This is a genomic window from Paraburkholderia lacunae (assembly GCF_003353175.1).
In the GTDB taxonomy this organism is placed as follows: Bacteria; Pseudomonadota; Gammaproteobacteria; order Burkholderiales; family Burkholderiaceae; genus Paraburkholderia; species Paraburkholderia lacunae.
In genome coordinates this window covers 33826-56758 of the sequence record NZ_QHKS01000029.1, presented here as the reverse complement: position 1 = coordinate 56758, position 22933 = coordinate 33826, and the positions used below count along the sequence as shown (strand labels likewise).

The window sequence follows — 22933 nt, the reverse complement described above, 5'->3', positions numbered from 1 at the left end:
ATTCAGCTCCCGGTGGTGGTGCGCGTGCGTCTGCCGCGCGGCTTGGGTTGATTCGCTAGCGCGGCTTCCGCCTGCGCGCGTTCGGTCAGAAAGCGGTAGAGCAGGTCGCCTGTGCCGAGCAGATGCGCGACGACCAGCGCTTGTGCAGCGGGCACGTCGCGACGCTGCACCGCATCGAGCAAGGCGGCGTGCTCTTCGTCGGATTCGCCCTTGTACGACGGCAGCCCGAACTTCAGCCGCAGATACCGCTCACCGCGCCGATGCAAGGCGCCGATCATGTCCTCGAGTTGCGGACGGGCAGCGGGCGCGTACAGGCTCATGTGAAACGCGGCATTGCGCGCAACGTACAGCGACGGATCGGCTTCACGTTCGGCCGCGCGGCACAGCTCGACGGATACGCTCAGCGTGGCGGCAGTGTGATTCGGAATCGCGAGACCAATGGCGAGGCTCTCCAGCGCGGACCGGATCTCGTAGATTTCGCGTGCTTCATCCGCCGACAACGGCGCGACGGTGGCGCCTTTATGCACCGCCGCCTTTGCCCAGCCTTCGCTTTCCAACTGGCGCAGCGCTTCGCGCACAGGAATGGCGCTGACCGAGAAATGCCGCGCAATGGCGTCTTGCCGCAGCGGCGCACCAGGCGCCAGCGTGCCGTCGACAATCGCCGCGCGCAGCGCCTCCGCAATAACGCGGGACGTGCTTTCGCGCGGCGCCGCCGCGGCTAGAAGCGGGGTGCGCGCCGGGGCGTCCAGGGGAAAACCATCTGTTGCGTCGCTCATAAGATCAAATATTATATATAAAAAGACGCGTTTTACAGGCGGGCAAACCCGGAATGTTTTCCATCGGGCCGCCGGCAATGTCCCTCGCCGTGGTTGCAACGGGGCAATTCAACTCCACCACAAGCGCGCCATCCCGTCGTTCCCGATATGTACGCCAAGTACGCCAACTTTGTAGGGCTGGAGGAGCATGATGAATTCACTGACCGACCGCACGCCGGTTGCACGGCGTCGCACGCCGCTCAATCGTTCGCAAATTGTAGGTTTTTGGGGAGCGTGGGCCGGCTGGACGCTCGACGGGATGGATTCGTTCATCTACGCGCTCGTTCTGACGCCGGCCCTGACCGAGCTGCTGCCGCGCTCCGGCTATGCGGCGACGCCCGCGAACGTCGGCCTTGCCGGTTCGATTCTGTTCGCGCTGTTTCTGGTCGGGTGGGGGCTGTCGTTCATCTGGGGCCCGCTCGCCGACCGCTTTGGGCGCACCAGGGTGCTGGCGGGCACGATCTTCACGTTCGCCATTTTTACGGGGCTTGCGGCGACGTCGCACAACGTGTGGGAGCTCGGCATCTACCGCTTCATTGCCGGTGTCGGCATTGGCGGCGAGTGGGCGTTGGCGGGCACTTATGTGGCCGAGTCGTGGCCGGAAGATCGCCGCAAGATGGGCGCAGGCTATCTGCAAACGGGCTACTACGCGGGCTTTTTTCTGGCCGCCGCGCTCAACTACACGATCGGCGTGCATTACGGCTGGCGCGCGATGTTCCTGACCGGCGCGGTACCGGTGGTGGTCGCGATTCTGATCCTGCTGCGCGTGAAAGAGTCGGAGAAGTGGCAGAAGGCCGAAGCGAGCGCCGGGCGCGCCAAACCGCTGCACGAGATTCTCGGGCCGACTTATCGGCGCCGCACGTGGGTTGCGTGCATTCTGCTGACGATTGCGATTATCGGCTTGTGGGCGGGCGCGGTGTATGAACCGTCCGCGGTGATTCAGCTAGCGACGCGCGCCGGCATGGCCAAGAACGACGCGATCAGGACGGCGTCGCTTGCCACCGGCTTGCTATCGATCGCGACGATTCTCGGCTGTCTCACCTTGCCGTTGCTCGCCGAGCGATTCGGCCGCAAGAAGACGCTGGCGATTTACTTCACGGGGATGGCGGTGTCGATCGTCGGCAGTTTCGGCTGGGCGTTCTATCTGCCCAATGGACTTGCGCCGTTCATCGCGTGGCTCTTCGTGCTCGGCTTTTTCGGCGGTAATTTCGCGCTGTTCAGCTTGTGGCTGCCGGAGCAGTTCGAGACCCGCGTGCGGGCGACGGCGTTCGCGTTCTGTACATCGTTCGGACGGTTTGTCGGTGCGGGCGTCAATTTTTTGCTCGGCGCGGCCGTGCTGCATATGCATACGCTTGGCGTGCCGGTGGCGTTGACGGCGTTGGTCTTTGTCGCCGGCCTGTTTGTGATTCCGTTTGCGCCGGAGACGATGGGGGAGGAGTTGCCGCAGTGAGGTTGGCCGTTTGGCCGAGTGGCGGGCATGGGTGCTAGCGGGCATGCTTTCTGTCGGTTAGACGACGCGTTCCTCCGCCATTTTTGGGTTTGCTGACTTGTACGGTGGTCTGTACAATGATTGCGTGGCTCGGAATGATTTTTCATTCGGGTCACCGGCTTATCTGGCTGCCGCTGGGGGAGAAGAAATCCGATTGGCGGTGGAACCATCTCTGACTTTTTGACAGGAGCGACTGGAGGGCAACCTCTCAGGTCGAGAAAACGAATGAACGTCCTTACTTATAGCGAGGCGCGTGCCGGCTTTAAGCAAGCGATGGACGACGTTTGCCGCGATCACACGCCCATGCTGATAACCCGGCAGAGCGGCGAGAGTGTGGTCATGGTTTCGCTCGAGGATTTCAATGCGATGCAGGAGACCTTGTATCTATTGAGTTCGTCGAAGAACGCCCAGCGGCTTGCCAAGTCTATTGCCCAAATGAATGCCGGCAGTGCGGTTGCGCGTGAACTGCTGATCGATGAACAAACAGAAAAGCCGAAACCAGGAGGCCGCAAAGGCTGATAGCGTTTTTATGTTTACCGACGAAGCGTGGGACGATTATCTGTATTGGCAGGACGCCGACAGGAAGGTGTTGCGCAAGATCAATGCGTTGCTCGAGGAATGCCGGCGCGATCCCTATAGCGGCACGGGAAAACCGGAGGCGCTGGTCGGCAGCTTAAGCGGATTCTGGTCGCGCCGCATCACGCACTCGGATCGGCTGGTTTATATGCCGAGAGACGGAAAGGTCTATGTGATTGCCTGCCGCTTTCACTACGACGACTAAAAAAAACCGGGCGCAACGCCCGGTTGTTCGTTCAACGCCTTCAACGCCGGCAGCACCTGAAAGTCCAGTCGCGCGCGGTCCGCCTGCAAGCAGCGTGGCTGAACCTCACTCGGCGTGACGCCGCGCCGGTCCGCCAGGCCGCCACATCGAAAGCAGCGGCCAGCCGAGATTGACACCCAGACTCGCCACCACGATCAGCGCCATGCCCGCGAGTTGCGGCAGCGACAGCGCCCGTCCGTACACAACGGCGTCGACCACGATCGCCGTCAGCGGATACACGAACAGCAACACGGCGATGACGGGCGTCGTCAGCCTGGGCAGCGCGCCGTAGATCAGCACATACGACAATCCTGTGTGCAACACGCCCATGCCGACCAGCCAGAACCACTGCATCGGCCCGATGTGCACGGCGCCAAGCGGCGCGATGAACGGCAGGCACACCACGCCCACGAAGCATTGCGCGAGCGTCAACAAGTGCGGCCGCAAATTGCCGAGCCCTTTGGCGATCAGCGTGACGCCCGCGTACAGCACCGAGCCCGCCAACGCTTCGCCGATGCCGATCAGATAGCTCGCGTGGCCCTGCAAATTGGCGGTGGCCGCGACGCCCGACGCGAGCACGAGTCCGACGAACGCAGTCGCGATCCAGCCGAGCCGGTCCATGCCGAGCTGTTCGTTGAAGAGCGCAGCGCCGATCAGCACGACCCAGAAAGGCTGCACATGAAACACCACGGTCGCGACGGCGATGCTGGTGCGATGAATCGCATCGAAGAAACCGACCCACTGCGTGACCATCAGCAGGCCGGAGATCAGCGCCAGCACGACGGTGCGCCGCGTGAAGTGCTGACGCGTGAAGAAACCCTTCCAGGCGCAATACGCTGCGAGCGCAAGAAAACCGAACAGGCAGCGAAAGAACACCAGCGTGAGCGCGTCGAGCCGCGCTTCCTCGACGAACACGCCGAGCGTGCCCATCAACAGCCCGCCACTGGCCAGCGTGACGGCGCCTTGTTGACGTTGGGTGAGGGACATGCGAAGCGGCTCCGTGACAGTGAGTCTCAAGTATCGTGCGGCTTGCATGGCACCGGCAAACGAATTAAATTGAGAAATCCCATAAGCCGGATTGATAAATCATGCATCCCGATTTCGACGTCGATTTGCTGCGCACCTTCATTGCGGTGGTGGAGGCGGGCAGCTTCACGAAGGCGTCGGTCACCGTGCATCGCTCGCAGGCGGCGGTCAGCATGCAGATCAAGCGGCTCGAAACCATGCTCGGCACCACGCTGTTCGCCCGCGATACGCGCAATCTCGCGCTCACGCGGCCCGGCAATACGCTGCTCGAGTACGCGCGGCAAGTGCTGGCTTTGCATGAGGAAGCGTGGTCGGCGATCGTGCGGCCCGAGGTGACCGGGCGGGTGGTGCTCGGCGCACCTGACGACTACGTGTCGTCGTTGCTGTCGCCGGTATTGCGGCGCTTTTCGAATCTGTATCCGCACGTGGAGATCGAGATCGTCTGCGCGCAGAGCACGTCGCTTGCGCCGATGCTGGCGGATAACAGGATCGATCTCGCCTTCGTCACGCGCGACCGCAAGTTGCGCGGCGAATTCGTGCGCAGCGAGCCGATGGTGTGGGTGGGGGCTTCGGTGGATACGCCGGTGCTGGCGGCGTCGCCGTTGCCGGTGGGACTCTACGAGCCGGGTTGCGTCGCGCGCCAGCATACGCTGGCCGCACTCGACGGCGCGCGGATCCGTTATCGGGCCGCGTTCAGCAGCGCAAGCCTGATGGGTCTCGTGGCGACGGTGGATGCGGGATTGTCGGTGATTGCGCTGACGCGTTGCAGCGTGCCGTCGCGGCTGGCGATGCTCGGCGAAGCGCAAGGTTTGCCGAAAATCGCGCCGCTGGAAATCGTGGTGGCGCGCAGCGCCAAATCGGATCGGCCCACGTGCGACTATCTGGCCGCGCAGATGGTGCAGGACTTGTCGCTGCGTCCGCCCACGACGCGCACTCAGGGTGCGGCGGCGTCCGCGTAACGCGTCCGTCAATCGCGTCCCTCAATCGCGTCCGTTAATCGCGTCCGTCAATCGCGACGATAGGCCGTCACGTCGCCATCGACGGCGAACCTGACACGCTCGCCCGGCTGCGGCGTCAGATAGCCCGGCACGCGAGCGCGCACCACGGTCCGTGCGGCCGACTGCAATTGCAGCGCGACACCCGCGTCCTGCCCCTGGAAGACGATGTCCAGCACGACGGCATCATGCGCTGCCGTCCCATTCGCGATTGTTTCGTCCGCGCGCAGCAGACGGATCTGCTCGGGCCGCACCATCACGTCGACGGCGCCATTGCCCAGCGGCGCGCACAACGGCAAATCGCCCAGCTCGCACGTCACGCGATCGTGTTCGACCACACCCGGCAGCAGCACCGCTTCGCCGACAAACGAGGCCAGTTCGCGCGTCACCGGCCGCCGGTACAACGTCTCCGGCGTCGCCTTCTGGATCAGCTTGCCTTGCCACAGCACGGCGACTTCATGGCCGAGCGACAACGCTTCCGATTGATCGTGCGTGACCAGCACGGCCGTCGCACCGGTCGCGGCCAGCGCGCTGGCCACCGCTTGCCGCGTCTCGAGCCGCAAGGCTGCGTCGAGCGACGAGAACGGCTCGTCGAGCATCACCAGGGTGGGCGACGGCGCGAGCGCCCGGGCCAGCGCGACTCGCTGCTGCTGGCCGCCGGACAGTTGCTGCGGCGCGCGTTCGCCGAAGTTCGCCGGCAAGCCCACCAGTTCGAGCAATTCGGCCACGCGATGCCGCGCGCGGCGTTGCGCACGCGGCAGGCCGAACACGATGTTGTCCGCCACGGAAAGATGCGGAAACAGCGCGCCTTCCTGCGGTACATAACCGATGCGGCGCTGTTCGGACGGCACATGCAGGTTCTTGCCGGTCACGAGTCGGCCGTCGATTTCGACGCTGCCGCCGTCCGCGTGTTCGAAGCCGCACAGCACGCGCAGCAGGGTGGTCTTGCCGCTGCCGGACGGCCCAAGCAGCGCGAGCAGCGTGCCGCGTTCGACGGACAGATCGATGCCGTGCAGCACCGGGTGGCCGTCGAACGATTTTTGCAGTCCGCGGATACGAAGTTCGCTCATGAAAATCCGATGAAAAAATGCCCGGCCCGAGCGTTGGCGTCAACCGCGCTCGCCGAGCAGCGCCGATTTGCCAAGCAGCGCGAACAGCAGGCCGGAGGCGAACAGCGAAATGCCGGTCAGAAGCGCAGCATACGGCGCGGCGGCGGCGAACGCCATCGTCGATGTGTCGGCCCAGACTTGCGTCGCGAGCGTGTGGGTGTCGAGGGGCGACAGCAGCAGCGTCGCGTTGAGTTCGGTGACGACCGAGATGAACACCATCGCCGCCGCCGCGCCGAGTCCCGGGCCGGCAAGCGGCAACAACACGCGGAACACGGTCTGCGACCAGCTGAGGCCGAGCGCGCGAGCAGTCTCTTCGAGGCGCGGTTGCGCCTGCATGAAGGCGGCGCGCACGCTCACCAGCGCGACCGGCATGAACAGCATGGCATACGCGATCACCAGCAGCGTCGCGCTCTGATAAAGCGGTTGCAGCGCGTGCACTGCGAGCGACACGATCGCCAGTGCGATCACAAGACCCGGAATGCCTTGCGCGAGAAATACCGTGCGCTCGAACAGCATCGCGAAACGCGTCGGATAGCGTACCAGCAGGAACGCGAGCGGCACGACCAGCAGCGTGGTAAGCGCGGCGGCGGCGAGGCCGAAACCGAGCGACGAAAGCGTCGCGTTGAACAGCAGTTCGGGCGACACGTCAGCCGGCGTGACGGCGGCAGCGCCCGGCTGCGTGAGCCAATAGCCAATCATCCCGAGCGGTACGCCGAGCGTCGCGATCGCCAGCGCGGCGAAACCGGCCGCGACGACCCAGCGCCATGCGCCGAGGTGGTAGCGCAACACCGCGCGGCGCGTGCCGCGGTCGACGCGTTCATAGCGCGCCGCGCCGCGTACGCGGAACTCGAACGCCAGCACGACGAGGCAGATCACGATCAGCAGACAGGCGAGCAGCGACGCGCCGCCGCCGTCGAAACTGGTGCGATATTCCGAGTAGATTTGCGTCGTGAAAGTGCGAAAGCGCAGCAGCGTGAACGCGCCGAATTCCGACAGCACGCCGAGCGCAACCAGCAACATGCCGCCGAGCAGCGCCGGGCGCAATTGCGGCAGCACCACGCGGATGAACGTGTTCCAGCGGTTGCAGCCGAGGGCGCGCGCGCTTTCTTCGAGCGCCGGGTCCATGCCGCGCAACGCGGCGGCCACCGGCAGATAGACGAGCGGGAAATAGGCGGACGTCAGCACCAGCAACGCGCCCGCGAAGTCCTGCAAATCGAGACTCAACGACACCCACGCATAGCTGGAGATGAAAGCCGGCATTGCGAGCGGCGCGGCGCTGAGCACGGCCCACGCGCGGCGCCCAGGCAAATGCGTGCGTTCGACGAACCATGCGGCCGCCGTGCCGATCACCGCCGACGCCAGTGTGGTCGAGACGGCGATCAGCAGCGTGTTGACCAGCAGTTCACCGACCAGCGGCCGGAAGATCAGTTCGACCGCTTCGCCGATGCCGAAGCTCGCCGCCCGCCAGAAGGTAAACGCAATCGGCAGCAACACCAGCAAAGCGCTGAGTGCTGCTGCCGCGAACAGGCCGCGCGGCGCGCGCGAACGGGCGCGCGCCGGGGCGGGGGGGACAGCCGGTGGACCGGCTGACAAGGCATCGCTCATTTACAGCAAACCTGCCTGGCGCAGCAGCTTGCCGGCCTGGCTGTCGTCGCCGAGTTGCTGGATCGTCAGCGACGGCGGGCTCAGCTCGGCGAACGGTTTGAGGATCGGGTCCGGTGCCACGCCGGCGTGCAGCGGATATTCGAACATGACGTGGCTGTTCGCCATCAACTGCTGTGCGCGTTCGCTGACCAGATACGCGAGAAATTTCTGTGCGCCGTCCGTATTGTGCGCGGACTTCAGCACCGCTGCGCCCGATACGTTCACCAGTGCGCCGAGGTCGCCTTTGCCGAAGTGATGGATCGCGCTGCGGGTCTTCGCGTCGCCGAGTTCCGCGTGCAGACGGTCCCAGTAGTAGTTGTTGATCACGCCGGTGGCCACGCCGCCGCGATTGACGGCGGCGACCACGCCTTCTTCGTCGTCGAAAATCTGCGCGTTGGCTTTCAGGCCCTTCAGCCATTGCACGGTTTGCGCTTCGCCTTTCGACGCGAGCACGGCGCTCACGAGCGGCAGGAAATCGGCGTCGCTCGGGGCAATGCCGACCTTGCCTTTCCATTCCGGCTTGGCCAGGTCGAACAGCGATTGCGGCAGCTGCGATGCTTGCAGCTTGCTCGTGTTGTAGGCCAGCACGCTTTCACGCGCGGTCACGCCGACCCACACGCCGGTCGGCGAGTTGAAACGCGCCGGCACCGTGGCGAGGGTCGAGCCGTCCACCTTGTTCAGGAGGCCTTTCTCCTCGAGCAGCGTCAGCTCGGGCGAGTTTTCCGTGAAGTACACGTCGGCGGGCGTGGCTGCGCCTTCCGCGACGAGCTGCGCGGCCATCGCCGGGCCTTCGCCGTTGCGGATCTTCACCGAAATGCCCGATTGCTTTTCGAAGTCCTTGGCGAGCAGATTGACCACCTGCTCGTGCTGCGCGTTGTACAGCGTGATCGACGCGGCGTGAGCCGCCGTCGGTGCGGTGCCGAGCGCGGCCAGTGTGAGCGCGGCGGCGCTGCTGAAGAGGCGCAGGCGGGTGCCAAACCAGGAGTGAGTCATGATCCTAAAGTCCATTGATGATGTTGTAGTTGATCGGTGTTCTGCTTGCTGTGCGGCTTGCATTACGTCTCGAACAGCCCCGCGCCGATATACGAACCCGGCTTCGCGCCCGGCGGCACGGCGAATACCGCGCTGCCGACGTGCGTCGTGAACTGGTTCATCAAGTCGAATTTCGCGAGCTTGCCGTTGATCGGAATGAAGCCGGTGCGCGGGTCGCTCTGGTGGGCGACGAAGATGAGACCCGCGTCGTACTCGGTTTCCTGGCGCCATGGCGGCCAGCGCTCGATGTAGAAGTTCGTGCCTTCGTTGTACGAGTACGAGCGGCGCAGAATCTGCGCGCCGTTGTTGCTCGCCTGATTCGACAGACGCACGTGCGAGTTCTCCGGAATCACCGGATTGCCCTCCTTGTCCTCTTCCTTGAGATCCACGGGATCGAACTCGTTCTTCTTGCCGATCGGCGCGCCGCTGTACTTGTGGCGGCCGAACACCTGTTCCTGGAAACCCAGCTCGGTGTTGTCCCAGTGTTCGAGCGTGATGCGGATCCGGCGCACCACCGTATAGGTGCCGCCTTCCATCCACGGTGCGTCGGCGGCGCCGGCCCAGACGAACTCGTTCATCAACTGCGGCTTGGCGGTCGACGGATTGTTGGTGCCGTCCTTGAAGCCCATCAGGTTGCGCGGCGTCTGACCGCGCGGACCGGACACGAAGCCGGACTGGCCCCAGCGCATCGTCGCGACGCCGTAGCCGAGGCGCGCCAACTGCCGGACAGCATGGAAAGCCACCTGCTGATCGTTCGCGCAGGCCTGGATGAACAGATCGCCGCCGGTTTTCTCTGTGATCAGCTGGTCGCCGTTAAAGCGCGGCAGATCGACGAGCGCGGCAGGGCGGCGCGCGGCGAGGCCGTAGCGGTCCTTGCCGTCGTGCGTGAAGAGGCCGGGGCCGAAGCCGAACGTGATCGTCAGGCCGCATGGGCCGAGACCGAGCACATCGCCGGCATCGGGCGCGGGTTTGTCGTCGCCCGGCGGCAGCGGTGCGGCGGTGCCGCCGGGCGTCAGGCGCGCCGCGGCTTCGGTCCACGCGCGCAGCAGGGCGATCACGTCGTCGCGCTTGTCGGTCGTCAGATCGAGTGCGGCAACGTAGGTGTGACTCTGCTGCGGCGTGACGATGCCGCCTTGATGCGCGCCGTAAAACGGCTCGACCGCCATGTGCGGATCGGCATGGTGCGCGGGCGTCTTGCCGAGCGCAGCCTGGGGGGTGCCCAGACCCGCGCCGAGGCTCGCGCCGGCCGCCACCGCTGCGCCGCCCGCCTTGAGAAAGCCGCGCCTTGCGGGGCGCGACGGATGATCGTTTGCCATGGTTACTTCGCCTTCATTGGGCCTTGGGTATTGTCGGGTTGGCGTTGCTCATTTGTGTTGCCTGTTGTATCGCCTGTTGTATCGCCTGTTTGCGTCGCGTATTTGGGTCTCGTCAAGGCGTCGCTTACTTCGCCAGCACCAGCGTGTTCACGTCGTCCTGCACGTAGTAAAAGCCGTCGCCTTCCGGCGTCATCGCGATGCCGAACAGGTCGCCGCTGCCCGGCGGCGATTGCGCCTTGTCGGTGTCGATCCAGCGGGCGTAAAGCTGCTTGCCGCTGGCCGGATCGATTTCGACGACCTGGCCGTTCAGCGCATTCGTGACCAGCAGGTGGCCGTTGGGCGCGGTGACCATCGCGAGCGGACGATGCAGCAGGCCGTCGGCGGTCAGCTGGCGGCCGACGCCGGCGCTGGTATCGCGCGTCATCGGCTCGTCGATTTCGGTGACGCGGTTGCCGATCGCATCGGACACGTAGAGCAGTTTCTGATCGGCCGACAGCGCGAGGCCGGTCGGACCGACGAGGAATACGCCCTTGTCCGCTTGCGCGCCGAAGCCGCTGCCCACCACGGTTTCCTTCTTCACGACCGGCGGCTTGCCAGCCGGCACGTCGAGGTCGAGACGCAGCACGGTGGCCTGCTTGAAGACCGGCGGATTGCCGTTCGCGCCGCCCACGCCGAAGCCGGCGTTGCTGACGAACAGCGTCGCGGTGGTGCCGTTATCGACGACCGCCATGTTGCCCCACGGATCGTTGATGTTCGGACTGACGATGGTCGAGGCGACCTTGCCTTGCGGGTCGATCACGATCAGACAGCCGGCGCCCTTGGTGCCGGTGGTGCCGTCGTTGCTCGGCGTGCTGCCGACGATCACGTAGCCGGACTTCAGCATGGTCATCGCGGTCGAGAGGCCGATGCCGCCCGGGCATTCCTTCAGATCGCGCGGCACCGTGGCGAACACCGTCATCTGCTTCGTGTCCGGGTGATAGTTGACGATCGTGCTGCCGGTGCCTTGCAGATTGGTCGAGTTGTTGAAGTTGCCGACCAGCACGTCGCCTTGCTTGACGGTGCCTGCGGTGACCGGCGCGACCACGACCGCGTACGGGTTCTGGTCGCCGTTGTCCGGCACGGTGTTGATCAGCGTGGTGTGGTGCTTGACGGTTTCGAGGAAACCTTGCGGCTCGGCATGCGCGACACCGGCCGTCGCGAAGGCGGCGGTGGTGACGGTAGCGGCGATCAGGGTTCGCACGAGAGCCCGCGCGGCGCGCGGCGAAAACTGGCGCGTGAGATGGTTCATGAGTGGGCCTCCGTGCCTGCGCACAAAGCGATGAATGCGGTCATGTTCGAAAGCATGATGGATTGGGAGCGTGCGAATTGGCGTGTGCAATGTGTGCAATGTGTATAACGGGCGCGGACGGCGTCAGAACGTGATGTTGGTCCGCACGCCGACGACGAACGTGTTGCGCAGCGGCTGCGTCGGATCGCTCGGATTCTGGCCGGCGCCGGCGTTGAACGTGTATTGCGCGTCGGCTTGCAGCGTCCACCACGGGTTGACCTGATACTGGTAGGTCGCTTCGAGCGTCGTTTCGCTGGTGCGCACGCCGTACGGGCCGCCGCTGAATGCCAGGTTATCCTCATCGAGTCCGTGCGCGTGGCTGCCGACCTTGATGTAGGTCAGCGCGAGGCCGGCGCTGTCATTGTCGCGGCCGGCGAACGGCGCCTTCAGCACGATGCCGAGGTTGGCCGCGAGGCTCACCAGGTTGCGGTCGCCGGGCGCACCTATCACACGGGCGAATACGCCGAGGCTGCGCGCTTCGTCCGGGTTCGGACGCCAGATCATCTGATCGGCCACGGCGTAGAAGCTGTAGTCGCCGTGATGTCGCGCGGCGACGCCGGTGCTGGCCGGATCCGCCAGCGACAAACCGGTGTTGTCGTAGCGCTGATCCGCGAAGCGGCCGTTGTTGTACCAGACGCCGATCTTGTAGGTGCCCGGCAAACCGCCGCCGCCCGCGCCGACCATTTCGCCGTCGGCCGGCTGGTTGATCGCGTACTGCAATTCGCCGATGAACAGCGTGCTGTTATGCAGGTTGAAGTTGGTGCCGCTCTTGTTGTTCTGGTCGTTGCCGAGCGGATCGCCGTCGAACACGCCCGCCAGCGCCGTCAGCGAAGGCGTGATCTGGCCGCGCACGCGCACGCCGAGGGCCGACAGCGGATAAGCCGGACCGCCGTTGGGCATGTCGTAGGAAGGCAGAGCCGGCCAGCCGAACATCGTATTGACGAACAGCGCCGAATACGTGCTGGTGATGAATTCCTGGTCGATGCTTTGCTGACCGATCTTGACGTCGACGCGCTTGTTCAGGAACGACTGCTGATACCACAGCTCCCACAGACGGGTCGTGTCCTGCGCTTCGATACCGCTCGCCGTATTCAGCGTGCCGAGTTTGTCCGCGCTCAGATTGCGGCCATGGATTTGCAGCGCGCTGACGTTGAACTGGCCGCCCGGCAAGCCGAACGCTTTCTGCGTATCGACCTGTACGGTGGCGGTCGTCAGACCGTCGTAGGCGACGCCGCGATCGAGACCGCCGCGCACGTTGCCGAGAAGTTCGCTGGTTTCGGTCAGCGTGAAGGTCACGCCGTATTTACCGAGCCAGGGACGCAGACCGCCCATATCGCCGAGCATCGTTGGGCGATTCCAGAAGCCGGTCCACTGACTCGTTTGGGTCGCCTGGATATTCAGATCGGCTTCGGGCGCTTCCGGTGCGGCATCGGGATTGGCTTCGGCCATGGCCAGGCCCGCTGTCAACGAGGCCCATGCAAAAAAGGTGCAAAGAGCGGCGCGGCGCATCGAGGGCAGGCGCGAACGGCGCGCGGCGCGGCCGTGCGGATTGGCATCCCGGAGCGGGCGCGCGTGAGCGGCGGATCCGTTGGACTGGGCGAACTTCATCGAAATCCTTATTTGAGTTGTATCGAATCTGATCATCGCGGCGTTAGATGAAACGTGCCTGCGATTTGCCGCATCGGTTCGCGACGCCGGATGCAGCGGATGGCGAGATCGTACGCATGCGGAATGGGTGCGTCAACACAAATGAGAACGATTCGCATCAATATTACTGAGATGTAATTACGATATTTACGCACTGCTGTTAAAAGGTATTTGAGCGTAATTGGAATCGAATAAATTCGTAATGAAATAGTATGGTTTCGATCATATCGAACGCCTGATGAAGAGGGGTGTCGAAGCGCACGAGTACCTCGGAAGGCCAATGTCAGGAGATAGATATGAAAAAACGCATCCTTTTGCTTTCGTTGCTGGCTAGCGGTGGTTTGCTGGTGAGCGGCGTATCGAACGCGCAACTGAATCTGAAGCAGTTCGGCATAGGCGGCGGCAATAGTTCGGCGGATGCTGGGGCGACGGCGTCATCGGGTGGTATGTCGCAGTTGCTGCAGACGTACGTCGGCGCGAACCAGCAGGTATTGAGCGGCCAATCGAGTCTTGCCTCGGCGATGGGATTGAGCAGCGCGGCGGGTCAGGCGCAACAGGCGGCGGGATTGCTGGGCGGCGGCACGCCGTCGGTGAGTCAACTGACGCAGGTGGGCAGCGCGCAGCAGTCGCTAGCGCAAACGCTGACCCAGACATTCGCGAACCGCGCGAGCGGTGCGGCCCCCGCGACGCCGGTCAACAAGCAGGCGTTCACGGATGGTTTGGCGTCGTTGGGCAAGGGCGTGAGTCAGTATTCGAGCTTGCAGTCGGGGCTGGGCGGTATTGGGCAGATGAACCCGACGTCGCTATTGCAGGCGGGGATGAATCCGCAGACAGCGCAGGCCGCGTCGTATATCGCGCAGTCCGCTCCGGGGCAATTGCAGTCGCTGATGTCGACCTTGAGTTCCGCGGTCCAGTTTGCATCGAGCCATGGTATTAGCGTGCCGTCGATAGCGACCGCGGCGTTAGGGAGTGGGCAGTAACGCAGATCAATCCGCGCGGGTCGCCCGGCAAGGCGAGACCCCGCGAGAGGTATGGGGAAGGGCCGCTCCGCATAGGGGCAACACCAATAAGCCACTACGAAAACAAGGTAATGCCAGGGCCGTAGGCAGCACCACAAAAGAAGCTATGATCGTCATCTCAAACCGCGCCACGACGTAAAGACCGAAAGCGCCGGGCGCCCAAACCGCACTGGATGACTCCGATGTCGGACACCGTAAATCTGGACACCTACTTCACCCGCATAGGCTACACAGGGTCGCGCGCGCCGACGCTGGACGTGCTGCGAGAACTTCACAAGCTCCACCCGAGATCGATTCCCTTCGAAAATCTGAATCCCTTGACTCGCAGACCGGTCAACCTGGACCTCTCTTCAATAGAGCAAAAGCTGATCATCCAGAACCGCGGCGGCTACTGCTTCGAACAAAACGCGCTGTTCGCAAGCGTGCTGAAGCAGTTAGGCTTCAAGGTCACGCCACTGCTAGGCCGGGTGCTATGGGGCCGCGAACCTGACGCAATACCGCCTCGCACGCACATGGTTCTGCGCGTCGACATCGACAAAGACAAGAACAACAACGAACCGTGGATCGCCGACGTCGGCTTCGGCAGCGTCACGCTGACAGCGCCCTTGCGCCTGACCCCGGGCACCGCGCAGCAGACTCAGCTAGGCGTCTTTCGTCTGGCCGACGCGTCGCACGGCGCGCTCTACCTCGAAGTGCAAGCAGGCGACGAAACCTGGTCGCGCATCTACCGCTTCGATCTGCATCCCGTGGAGTGGATCGACTATGAAACCTCGAACTGGTACACCTCGACCTCGCCGGATTCGATCTTCGCCGGCAACCTGATCGTGTGCCGCGTATTGGCGCAATCGCGACTGGCGCTGCTCAACGATCAATTGAATGAGCGTGCCGCTAACGGCCAGATCATCAGCGCGCGGCAACTCACAAGCGCGGCCGAACTGGCCGCCTGCCTGCGCGATCAGTTCCGCCTGAACACGGGCGACATCGATATCGCCGACATCTTCGCCAGGGTGCGCAAGTCCTCGGCGGCGGTCGCCTGACACGATGATCAAGCGCCTCGTCTTCCAGACGTTGATCTCGCTGGCCGGCATGGGCATGTTGTTGTTCGGCGCGGCGGGCACGTTCGCGTGGCCGGCCGCCTGGTGGTATCTGATCGAGATCGGCGTGCTGAGCTTGTGGATCGGATTCTGGCTCGCGCGTCACGATCCCGGCTTGCTCGCCGAGCGTCTGGCGCCGCTCGTGCAGAAGCAGCAAAGCCGCTGGGACCGCTTCTTCCTGGTCGGCGTCATGCTGGTATGGTGCGGCTGGCTGATCCTGATGGCACTCGACGCCATGCGTTTCCACTGGTCGGCGCCGTTGCCGGTGCCGCTGGTAAGCTTCGGTTCGCTTTGCGTGTTCCTCTGCATCTTCATGTGCCGCTTCGTGTTCCAGGCGAACAGCTATGCCGCGCCGGTCGTGAAAATCCAGGCAAGCCGCGGTCACAAAGTCGCCGACACCGGCCCTTACGCGTATGTCCGTCACCCGATGTACGCCGCCGCGCTGCTGTTCTTCATCGGCACGCCTTTTTTGCTGGGTTCGTGGTGGGGTTTCACTTGCGTGCCGGTCATGGTGATCGCGATGGGCTGGCGCGCCGTGCGCGAAGAGCGCCTGCTCGCCGCGCAACTCGATGGCTACGCCGACTACATCGCACGCGTGCGCTACCGCTTCATACCGTTCGTCTGGTAGGCGCGCGGATGCGCGATCGCGACACGCATCCGGCCGGTTTGCACCAACCTGTCTAGACAAAGTGCACTGCGCTGATGCACGAAGCTGCGAGCGGGTGCATGGCCTCCATCCTTTCAAAACTCCCTTAAAAGCCCCATCCCGTGGGGATGACTAGGGGCTTACCCGATGATTTGAGGAAATTTCCGCAATTCCACTTGCGACGATTTTTTGACTCATGCAGACTTGTCTATACAAATTAAGCGGCAGGTAAAAAATCCGTCTTGGTGGTTTCCTCAATCAAAGGAGTTTCGACGTGAAGTTCAAGCGCACGACGTTAGCAAAAGCATTGATGGGCGCCGTCCTCGGCGCCGCGGCCATTTTCGCGGCACCGGTGCAGGCGAAAGACTGGAAGACGGTGACGATCGCACTGGAAGGCGGCTACGCGCCGTGGAACCTGACCTTGCCGGGCGGCAAGCTCGGCGGCTTCGAGCCCGAGCTGGTCGCCAATCTGTGCGAGCGCATCCAGTTGAAGTGCAACCTCGTTGCGCAAGACTGGGACGGCATGATCCCCGGTCTGCAAGCCGGCAAGTTCGACGTGCTGATGGACGCGATCTCGATCACGCCCGAGCGCGAAAAGATCATCGCGTTCTCGAAGCCGTATGCGGCCACGCCCGCGACCTTCGCCGTGACCGACGCGAAAGTGCTGCCGAAGGCTGTGCCTACCGCCGGCGTCGTCAAGCTGACGGGCGATCCGAAAACCGATCAGCCCACCGTCGACGCTTTGCGCAAGCAGCTGAAGGGCAAGACCATCGGCATCCAGTCGGGCACGGTCTACACCAAGTTCATCAACGACGGCTTCAAGGACGTCGCCACGATCCGCGTCTACAAGACTTCGCCTGAGCGCGATCTGGACCTGGCAAACGGCCGCATCGACGCCTCGTTCGACGACGTGACCTACTACGCCGCCAGTATCGACAAGAAAGAAACCGCGTCGATCGTGATGGCCGGTCCGAAGATCGGCGGCCCGATCTGGGGCCCGGGCGAAGGCCTTGCGTTCCGCAAGCAGGACGCCGATCTGAAAGCGAAGTTCGACACGGCGATCAGCGCCGCGCTCGCCGACGGCACGGTCAAGAAACTCTCCAGCAAGTGGTTCAAGACCGACGTCACGCCTTGATTCGCCGTCGCGCATAGAGGTCACGGCAGGCGCGCTGTCACGCCGCGCCTGCCGGCCGGTTCGATCCGTCGTAATGGATGAGGGGTAGGGAATGGCTCTGATAGAGATGCTCGGTTTCGGGCCGGCAGGCTGGGGCGGCGTGCTGCTGCTGGCAGCGTTGATGACGGTCGCGCTGACGCTGGCGGCGCTCGCCGTCGGCGCCATATTCGGCGCGCTCATCGCGGCGGCCAAGCTGTCGCGCTTTCGCACGCTGCGCGTCGTCGGCGATCTGTACACCACCGTGTTTCGCGGCGTGCCTGAACTGCTCGTCATCTATCTGTTCTACTTCGGCGGCTCGACGCTCGTGACGACCGTCGGCCAATGGTTCGGCGCCGAGGGTTTTGTCGGCGTGCCGCCGTTCGTGATCGGCGCGCTCGCGGTCGGCATGATTTCCGGCGCGTATCAGGCCGAGGTGTACCGCGCCGCGGTGCTCGCGGTATCGCGCGGCGAACTCGAAGCGGCGCGCTCGATCGGCATGCCGACGCTGACGATGGCGCGTCGCATCCTGATTCCGCAAGTGCTGCGCTTCGCGCTGCCCGGCATCGGCAACGTGTGGCAGCTGAGCCTGAAAGACTCGGCGCTGATCTCCGTCACCGGTCTGGCCGAATTGCTGCGCGCGAGCCAGGTTGCGGCGGGGTCCACGCACCAGTACTTCACGTTCTTCGTGGTGGGCGGCGCGCTGTATCTGCTGATGACCAGCATCTCGAACCGGGTCTTCAACCACGCTGAAGCACGCGCGGGCCGGTCCTTCAAGCGCAACTTCGCGCGCAACTGACGAACCGCGGACATCATGACTTTCGACTTCGATTTCCTGCTCGACACGCTGCGGCAACTGCTTGCGGCCGTGCCGACCACGCTCGGACTGTTCTTCTGTTCGTTGATTCTCGGCGGCTTGCTCTCGCTCGTGATCGTCACGATGCGCGTGTCGCCGCACTGGTTGCCGAACCGTTTTGCGCGCGCCTATATTCTCGTTTTCCGCGGCTCGCCGCTTCTGATCCAGATGTTCCTCGTGTACTACGGGATGGGGCAGTTCGGCGTGATTCGCGAGAGCTTCCTGTGGCCGGTGCTGCGCGAGCCGTACATGTGCGCGGTTTTATCGCTGGCGCTGTGCACGGCCGGATATACCGCTGAAATCATCCGCGGCGGCTTGATGGCGGTGCCGGTCGGCCAGATCGAAGCGGGTTATTCGATCGGCCTGTCGGGTTTCGCGCTGCTGCGCCGCGTGATCGGCCCGATCGCACTGCGCCAATGTCTGCCCGCCTATTCGACAGAAGCGGTACTGCTCGTCAAATCGACCGCGCTCGCGAGTCTGGTCACCGTGTGGGAAGTGACCGGCGTCGCGCAACAGATCATTCAGCAAACGTATCGCACGACTGAAGTGTTCATCTGCGCCGCGCTGATCTATCTGTTCCTGAATTTCGTCATCGTGCGTTTGCTCGGCCTGCTCGAAACGCGTCTGTCTCGCCATCTGCGCGCGGCGCCCACGCAGGCCGCGCCGAGCCGCCCGGTTTCCGCCACTACCGAAGCACGTCGCGCCGCGCCCTGAACGGCCGCCCAACTGGATGAATCTGGAGAATCCCATGAACGCTACGGCACCCGTTGCACTGTCGGTCAAGAACATTCATAAGTCGTTCGGCGACCATCACGTGCTCAAAGGCATTTCGCTCGACGCCCATCAAGGCGATGTGATCTCGATTCTCGGCGCGAGCGGCTCGGGCAAGAGCACGTTTCTGCGCTGCCTGAATCTGCTCGAAACGCCCGATGACGGCTCGGTCGCGCTGGCCGGCGAAGAGCTGAAAATGAAGCGCCGCGGCGACGGCAAGCTGCAGCCGAGCGACCGCCGCCAGGTGGACCGGGTGCGCTCGCAACTCGGCATGGTGTTCCAGAACTTCAACCTGTGGTCGCATATGACGGTGCTGGAGAACCTGATCGAAGGGCCGATGCGCGTGCAAAAGCGCAGCCGCGCCGAAGCGGTGGAAGAAGCCGAAGCGCTGCTCGCGAAAGTGGGCCTCGCGGAAAAGCGCGGCCACTATCCCGCGCATCTGTCGGGCGGCCAGCAGCAGCGTGTGGCGATCGCGCGTGCGCTCGCGATGCATCCGAAGGTGATGCTGTTCGACGAGCCGACCTCGGCACTCGATCCCGAACTGGTCGGCGAAGTGCTGCGCGTGATGCGTTCGCTCGCCGAAGAGGGCCGCACGATGCTGGTCGTCACGCACGAAATGGGCTTCGCGCGCCACGTGTCGAATCGCGTGTTGTTCCTGCATCAAGGCCAGGTTGAAGCAGACGGAACGCCCGATGAAGTGTTCGTCGAGTGCAAATCCGAGCGCTTCAGGCAATTCGTGTCGAGCCACCACGACCGCACCACCAACTAACTCACCACGTGACGGGCAATATCATGGCCGTAATCCGTTCCAATCGTCCTCTCGACTGGGCTCAGGTGGCGGCCGTTGCCGCCGGCGAGCCGCTCGAACTTTCCGCCGAGGCCCGCGCGCGCATCGCGGCGGCGCGGGTGCTCGTCGAACAGATCGTCGAGCGCGGGATTCGCGCGTATGGCGTGAATACCGGCGTTGGCGCGTTGTGCGACGTGATCGTGTCGCCGTCCGAGCAGCACACGTTGTCGCGCAACATTCTGATGAGCCATGCAGTCGGCGTCGGCGCGCCGCTCGGTGTCGCCGAGACGCGCGCGATCATGGCGGCGGCCGTCAACAATTTTGCGCACGGGCATTCGGGGATTCGCCTCGAAGTCGCGGATCAGCTCGTCGCGCTGCTCAATGCCGGTTGCCTGCCTGAAGTGCCGGCGTTCGGCTCGGTCGGGTACCTGAGCCATATGGCGCATATCGCGCTGGTCTGCATCGGCGAAGGCTATGTGCGCTATCGGGGCGAACGGCTCAAAGGGCGCGACGCGTTGCGGATGCTCGGGCTCGAACCGCTGGTGCTCGGCGCCAAGGAAGGCTTGAGCCTCGTCAACGGCACGCCGTGCGTGACAGGTCTCGCGGCATTGGCGCTGGCGCGCGCCGAGCGCCTGCTCGACTGGAGCGACGTGGTTGCCGCGATGAGCTTCGAGAATCTGCGAGGCCAGCTCGCCGCGTTCGATGCCGATTCGCTGGCATTGCGCATCTCGCCCGGCCTGAGCCTGGTCGGCGAACGGATGCGCACGGCGCTCGCCGACAGCGGCATTCTCGCCGCGGTGGTCGGCCAGCGCACGCAAGACCCGTTGAGCTTGCGGACCGTTCCGCATGTGCACGGCGCCGCGCGCGACGTGCTGGCCGCGACCGCGGATGTGCTCAACCGCGAACTCGCGTCGATCACCGACAACCCGATCGTCGCCGGCACTCCTGAGGCGCCGCGCGTCTATTCGCAGGCGCATGCGGTCGGCGCGTCGATCGCGCTGGCAATGGACAGCCTCGCCACCGCGATCGCCCAGGTCGCCGCGATGGCCGAGCGGCGTCTGGATCGTCTCGTCAATCCGCTGGTGAGCGGCTTGCCGGCGTTTCTCGCGGAGCCGGGCGGCACCTGCTCGGGCTTCATGATCGCGCAGTACACGGCGGCTTCGCTGGTTGCTCAGAACCGGCGTCTGGCGATGCCCGCGAGCCTCGACGGCGGCATCACGTCCGGCTTGCAGGAAGATCACCTGTGCCACGCCACGCCCGCCGCGCTCAAAGCGCTGGAGATCGTCGACAACGCCGGGCGCATCGTGGCGATCGAATTACTGGCCGCGGCGCAGGCCTACGACCTGCAGAGCATCGAGGCGCCGCGCGCGCCCTACACCGACGCGCTGTGGCAACGCGTGCGCAGCGCCGTGCCGACCTATCGCGACGACCGGCCGCTCGCCGACGACATGAGCATCGCGTTTCGCATGATCGCCGACGACGCGCCGCCACCGCTGCCGAACCCGGGTAAGATGCGGCCTGCGCTCACGAGCGCTGCCCGCCAGCTGGGCGTTGCCGATCTGGCGAATGTGGCCGGCCGTGCCGCTGCGGAGAACGCCGGCGCAGGCCGCGCGGCCAACGACGGTTTGGCGGCCGCCGTATAAATTGAACAGGCAGGTTCAAGCGGTAGAGTTGCTGGACTCGAGATGACGGAGACAGTGCCGGTGAGCAGGCTTATCCGCCGGTGAGCCGGCCTAACGTGTACCCCCGCGTACCACCCACGAGGTCGACGTGAACACTATTACAAACGCGCAAACCGCAGACACGCAGGACCGCCTTAACGGCAGTCAGGACACACCACCCAAGGCGATGCCCGCCTATGAGCAGATCAAGCGCTATGTGCTCAAGCGCATCAGCGAAGGGGATTGGAAGCCGGGCGGGCTGATCCCGTCCGAAGCGGAACTGGTCAAGGAATTCGGCGTCGCGCGCATGACGGTGTCGCGCGCGCTGCGCGAGCTGACCAGCGAACGCGTGCTGACACGCGTGCAAGGTTCCGGCACCTTCGTCGCGCCGCAACACTACGAATCGACGGTGCTGGAAATCCGCAATATCGCTGACGAGATCGCCGCGCGCGGCCATCGCCATTCGGCGCGCGTACTGATGCTCGAAACCAGCGACGACCCCCAGGCGCTCGACTCGCTGGGTCTCGCCGGGGGCCTGGCGTTTCATTCGCGCATCGTGCACAGCGAAGAGGGCGAACCGATCCAGTACGAGGATCGCTATGTGAATCCGCTGGTGTTTCCGGAGTACCTGCAACAGGACTTCACCGTCGAGACGCCGAATCACTACATGGTGCGGCTCGCGCCGATCCAGCGCGCGGAGTTCCGCATCTACGCGCAGAAGCCCGACGCGTACGTGCGGCGGCATCTGATGATGGAGATCGGCGAGCCATGCCTGCAGCTATGGCGCCGCACGTGGGTAGGCGACGCGGTCGCGACTTCGGTGCAGTTGTGGCATCCGGCGTCGCGTTTCCATCTGGCGGGGAACGTTTAGCCAACGTGTACGCGCGCGGCGTTCGCGCCGCTGCCGTTAGCCTTGCCGCTGCGAGATATCCGGCGAGAAGCGGCAACCGAGCCGATAGCGTGAGCCCGGATGCACGAAACGCGCGAACGTCACCGCGACGCCGCTCGTCCAGGTCCGGCGCATCAGCGTCAGGCACGGCTCCTCAGCGCGGATTTCCAGCAACTCGGCCTCGGCGCGCGTCGGCAGACCCGCGTCGACGACATGCTCGACGTCGTGTGCGGGTACGATATCGTACAGATACTCCGACGGCCGGATCACCGCGAAATCCTGCTGCAGGAACTCCGGCGCGATCGCCGGATTGACATAGCGGTCTTCGAGCTGCACCGGCAGGCCGTTCTCGCGATGCACGCAGATCACATGAAATACGGAAGCGCCGGGCGCGAGGCCTAACGCGTTCGACACCGTCACCGGCGCGGTTTCGCGTTGCGCCAGCACGGTGTCAGAGCGGTATTCGTGGCCGCGCGAGCGAATCTCGTCGCCGATATGGGCGATCATCAGCAGCGTCGATTGCGGCTTGGATTGCGCGACGAACGTGCCGACGCCGGACACGCGCGTGACAAGGCCTTCATCGGTGAGTTCGCGCAGCGCGCGATTGACCGTCATGCGCGACACGCCCAGCGTTGCCACGAGGTCCAGTTCGGAGGGCAGACGGTCGCCCGCTTGCCGCGCGCCCGAGTCGATGATCTGGCGGATGTGGCTCTTGACCTGTTCATAGCGCGCGGCTGGCGCCTCGGCGCTCGCGCGCGCGGTTTTCATCGCCGCGGCGGCAAGCGGCTTGTCGTGAGCTTTGCTGCGCACAGTAGCGGACATCGGCAGCCCTCGCGCTTA

General features: G+C 64.4%; 22 protein-coding genes. 13 read left to right on the top strand and 9 right to left on the bottom strand.

Translation table 11 applies throughout. The features are described 5' to 3' along the window. Positions 1-2: 2 nt before the first annotated feature. A complete protein-coding gene (locus DLM46_RS31715) occupies positions 3-776 on the bottom strand; it encodes a GntR family transcriptional regulator (RefSeq protein ID WP_115107453.1) in 774 nt (257 codons plus the stop codon). A gap of 190 nt (positions 777-966) precedes the next feature. Between DLM46_RS31715 and DLM46_RS31710 the strand changes: the two genes are divergently transcribed. The 3 genes from DLM46_RS31710 to DLM46_RS31700 all read left to right on the top strand — a co-directional run bounded on the left by DLM46_RS31710 (position 967) and on the right by DLM46_RS31700 (position 3085). After that, complete coding sequence (locus DLM46_RS31710; RefSeq protein ID WP_208866360.1) at positions 967-2265, top strand: MFS transporter; 1299 nt, start codon at positions 967-969, stop codon at positions 2263-2265. A 264-nt stretch (positions 2266-2529) separates the two neighbouring features. Further along, a complete protein-coding gene (locus DLM46_RS31705) occupies positions 2530-2823 on the top strand; it encodes a type II toxin-antitoxin system Phd/YefM family antitoxin (protein ID WP_115107448.1) in 294 nt (97 codons plus the stop codon). Positions 2824-2833: 10 nt separating this feature from the next. After that, positions 2834-3085 carry a Txe/YoeB family addiction module toxin gene (locus DLM46_RS31700; protein ID WP_115107446.1) on the top strand — a complete coding sequence of 84 codons (252 nt, stop codon included), beginning with the start codon at positions 2834-2836 and terminating at the stop codon, positions 3083-3085. A 105-nt stretch (positions 3086-3190) separates the two neighbouring features. Here the strand turns inward: DLM46_RS31700 and DLM46_RS31695 are convergent, their stop codons facing one another. Beyond that, positions 3191-4111, bottom strand: a complete 921-nt coding sequence (locus DLM46_RS31695) for a DMT family transporter (RefSeq protein WP_115107444.1) — start codon at positions 4109-4111, stop codon at positions 3191-3193. Positions 4112-4212: 101 nt separating this feature from the next. On the opposite strand from DLM46_RS31695, the gene DLM46_RS31690 reads away from it, so the two are divergent. After that, positions 4213-5109 (top strand): LysR substrate-binding domain-containing protein, encoded by an 897-nt coding sequence (locus DLM46_RS31690; protein ID WP_115107442.1) that lies wholly within the window; start codon positions 4213-4215, stop codon positions 5107-5109. Between the two features lie 47 nt (positions 5110-5156). Here the strand turns inward: DLM46_RS31690 and DLM46_RS31685 are convergent, their stop codons facing one another. The 6 genes from DLM46_RS31685 to DLM46_RS31660 all read right to left on the bottom strand — a co-directional run bounded on the left by DLM46_RS31685 (position 5157) and on the right by DLM46_RS31660 (position 13181). Beyond that, positions 5157-6215: an ABC transporter ATP-binding protein gene (locus DLM46_RS31685; protein ID WP_115107441.1), complete on the bottom strand. Its 1059-nt coding sequence runs from the start codon at positions 6213-6215 to the stop codon at positions 5157-5159. Between the two features lie 39 nt (positions 6216-6254). After that, complete coding sequence (locus DLM46_RS31680; protein WP_115107439.1) at positions 6255-7859, bottom strand: ABC transporter permease; 1605 nt, start codon at positions 7857-7859, stop codon at positions 6255-6257. Continuing rightward, positions 7860-8891: an iron ABC transporter substrate-binding protein gene (locus tag DLM46_RS31675; protein ID WP_115107437.1), complete on the bottom strand. Its 1032-nt coding sequence runs from the start codon at positions 8889-8891 to the stop codon at positions 7860-7862. A gap of 62 nt (positions 8892-8953) precedes the next feature. After that, positions 8954-10246, bottom strand: a complete 1293-nt coding sequence (efeB, locus tag DLM46_RS31670) for an iron uptake transporter deferrochelatase/peroxidase subunit (RefSeq protein ID WP_115107435.1) — start codon at positions 10244-10246, stop codon at positions 8954-8956. A gap of 124 nt (positions 10247-10370) precedes the next feature. After that, entirely contained in the window at positions 10371-11534 is a 1164-nt protein-coding gene (locus tag DLM46_RS31665) for an NHL repeat-containing protein (protein WP_115107433.1), read from the bottom strand. Between the two features lie 123 nt (positions 11535-11657). Then, positions 11658-13181, bottom strand: coding sequence for a carbohydrate porin (locus DLM46_RS31660; RefSeq protein WP_115107431.1), 1524 nt, complete (start codon positions 13179-13181; stop codon positions 11658-11660). Between the two features lie 335 nt (positions 13182-13516). On the opposite strand from DLM46_RS31660, the gene DLM46_RS31655 reads away from it, so the two are divergent. The 9 genes from DLM46_RS31655 to hutC (DLM46_RS31615) all read left to right on the top strand — a co-directional run bounded on the left by DLM46_RS31655 (position 13517) and on the right by hutC (DLM46_RS31615) (position 22075). After that, the gene (locus DLM46_RS31655) at positions 13517-14200 is read left to right on the top strand and encodes a hypothetical protein (protein WP_115107428.1); all 684 of its coding nucleotides are present in this window, start codon (positions 13517-13519) and stop codon (positions 14198-14200) included. A gap of 221 nt (positions 14201-14421) precedes the next feature. Then, a complete protein-coding gene (locus DLM46_RS31650; RefSeq protein WP_115107427.1) occupies positions 14422-15276 on the top strand; it encodes an arylamine N-acetyltransferase family protein in 855 nt (284 codons plus the stop codon). Positions 15277-15280: 4 nt separating this feature from the next. Continuing rightward, positions 15281-15961 (top strand): methyltransferase family protein, encoded by a 681-nt coding sequence (locus DLM46_RS31645; RefSeq protein ID WP_115107425.1) that lies wholly within the window; start codon positions 15281-15283, stop codon positions 15959-15961. A gap of 328 nt (positions 15962-16289) precedes the next feature. Continuing rightward, positions 16290-17114: a transporter substrate-binding domain-containing protein gene (locus DLM46_RS31640; protein ID WP_115107422.1), complete on the top strand. Its 825-nt coding sequence runs from the start codon at positions 16290-16292 to the stop codon at positions 17112-17114. A gap of 91 nt (positions 17115-17205) precedes the next feature. Further along, positions 17206-17928 carry an ABC transporter permease gene (locus DLM46_RS31635; protein ID WP_115107420.1) on the top strand — a complete coding sequence of 241 codons (723 nt, stop codon included), beginning with the start codon at positions 17206-17208 and terminating at the stop codon, positions 17926-17928. A gap of 15 nt (positions 17929-17943) precedes the next feature. Further along, the gene (locus tag DLM46_RS31630) at positions 17944-18699 is read left to right on the top strand and encodes an ABC transporter permease (protein ID WP_115107418.1); all 756 of its coding nucleotides are present in this window, start codon (positions 17944-17946) and stop codon (positions 18697-18699) included. A 34-nt stretch (positions 18700-18733) separates the two neighbouring features. After that, entirely contained in the window at positions 18734-19525 is a 792-nt protein-coding gene (locus tag DLM46_RS31625; protein WP_115107521.1) for an ABC transporter ATP-binding protein, read from the top strand. A 23-nt stretch (positions 19526-19548) separates the two neighbouring features. Further along, the gene (locus tag DLM46_RS31620) at positions 19549-21186 is read left to right on the top strand and encodes an HAL/PAL/TAL family ammonia-lyase (RefSeq protein WP_115107415.1); all 1638 of its coding nucleotides are present in this window, start codon (positions 19549-19551) and stop codon (positions 21184-21186) included. A 205-nt stretch (positions 21187-21391) separates the two neighbouring features. Beyond that, positions 21392-22075: a histidine utilization repressor gene (gene hutC, locus DLM46_RS31615; protein WP_115107412.1), complete on the top strand. Its 684-nt coding sequence runs from the start codon at positions 21392-21394 to the stop codon at positions 22073-22075. Positions 22076-22111: 36 nt separating this feature from the next. On the opposite strand, the gene hutC (DLM46_RS31610) is transcribed toward hutC (DLM46_RS31615), so the two are convergent. Continuing rightward, entirely contained in the window at positions 22112-22915 is an 804-nt protein-coding gene (hutC, locus tag DLM46_RS31610; protein WP_115107410.1) for a histidine utilization repressor, read from the bottom strand. Between the last annotated feature and the right edge of the window lie 18 nt (positions 22916-22933).

Bases quoted from the DNA above. Each gene is read 5' to 3' on its own strand.
- DLM46_RS31715 (WP_115107453.1), bottom strand. From the start codon at position 776: ATGAGCGACGCAACAGATGGTTTTCCCCTGGACGCCCCGGCGCGCACC.
- DLM46_RS31710 (WP_208866360.1), top strand. From the start codon at position 967: ATGAATTCACTGACCGACCGCACGCCGGTTGCACGGCGTCGCACGCCG.
- DLM46_RS31705 (WP_115107448.1), top strand. From the start codon at position 2,530: ATGAACGTCCTTACTTATAGCGAGGCGCGTGCCGGCTTTAAGCAAGCG.
- DLM46_RS31700 (WP_115107446.1), top strand. From the start codon at position 2,834: ATGTTTACCGACGAAGCGTGGGACGATTATCTGTATTGGCAGGACGCC.
- DLM46_RS31695 (WP_115107444.1), bottom strand. From the start codon at position 4,111: ATGTCCCTCACCCAACGTCAACAAGGCGCCGTCACGCTGGCCAGTGGC.
- DLM46_RS31690 (WP_115107442.1), top strand. From the start codon at position 4,213: ATGCATCCCGATTTCGACGTCGATTTGCTGCGCACCTTCATTGCGGTG.
- DLM46_RS31685 (WP_115107441.1), bottom strand. From the start codon at position 6,215: ATGAGCGAACTTCGTATCCGCGGACTGCAAAAATCGTTCGACGGCCAC.
- DLM46_RS31680 (WP_115107439.1), bottom strand. From the start codon at position 7,859: ATGAGCGATGCCTTGTCAGCCGGTCCACCGGCTGTCCCCCCCGCCCCG.
- DLM46_RS31675 (WP_115107437.1), bottom strand. From the start codon at position 8,891: ATGACTCACTCCTGGTTTGGCACCCGCCTGCGCCTCTTCAGCAGCGCC.
- efeB (WP_115107435.1), bottom strand. From the start codon at position 10,246: ATGGCAAACGATCATCCGTCGCGCCCCGCAAGGCGCGGCTTTCTCAAG.
- DLM46_RS31665 (WP_115107433.1), bottom strand. From the start codon at position 11,534: ATGAACCATCTCACGCGCCAGTTTTCGCCGCGCGCCGCGCGGGCTCTC.
- DLM46_RS31660 (WP_115107431.1), bottom strand. From the start codon at position 13,181: ATGAAGTTCGCCCAGTCCAACGGATCCGCCGCTCACGCGCGCCCGCTC.
- DLM46_RS31655 (WP_115107428.1), top strand. From the start codon at position 13,517: ATGAAAAAACGCATCCTTTTGCTTTCGTTGCTGGCTAGCGGTGGTTTG.
- DLM46_RS31650 (WP_115107427.1), top strand. From the start codon at position 14,422: ATGTCGGACACCGTAAATCTGGACACCTACTTCACCCGCATAGGCTAC.
- DLM46_RS31645 (WP_115107425.1), top strand. From the start codon at position 15,281: ATGATCAAGCGCCTCGTCTTCCAGACGTTGATCTCGCTGGCCGGCATG.
- DLM46_RS31640 (WP_115107422.1), top strand. From the start codon at position 16,290: ATGGGCGCCGTCCTCGGCGCCGCGGCCATTTTCGCGGCACCGGTGCAG.
- DLM46_RS31635 (WP_115107420.1), top strand. From the start codon at position 17,206: ATGGCTCTGATAGAGATGCTCGGTTTCGGGCCGGCAGGCTGGGGCGGC.
- DLM46_RS31630 (WP_115107418.1), top strand. From the start codon at position 17,944: ATGACTTTCGACTTCGATTTCCTGCTCGACACGCTGCGGCAACTGCTT.
- DLM46_RS31625 (WP_115107521.1), top strand. From the start codon at position 18,734: ATGAACGCTACGGCACCCGTTGCACTGTCGGTCAAGAACATTCATAAG.
- DLM46_RS31620 (WP_115107415.1), top strand. From the start codon at position 19,549: ATGGCCGTAATCCGTTCCAATCGTCCTCTCGACTGGGCTCAGGTGGCG.
- hutC (WP_115107412.1), top strand. From the start codon at position 21,392: ATGCCCGCCTATGAGCAGATCAAGCGCTATGTGCTCAAGCGCATCAGC.
- hutC (WP_115107410.1), bottom strand. From the start codon at position 22,915: ATGTCCGCTACTGTGCGCAGCAAAGCTCACGACAAGCCGCTTGCCGCC.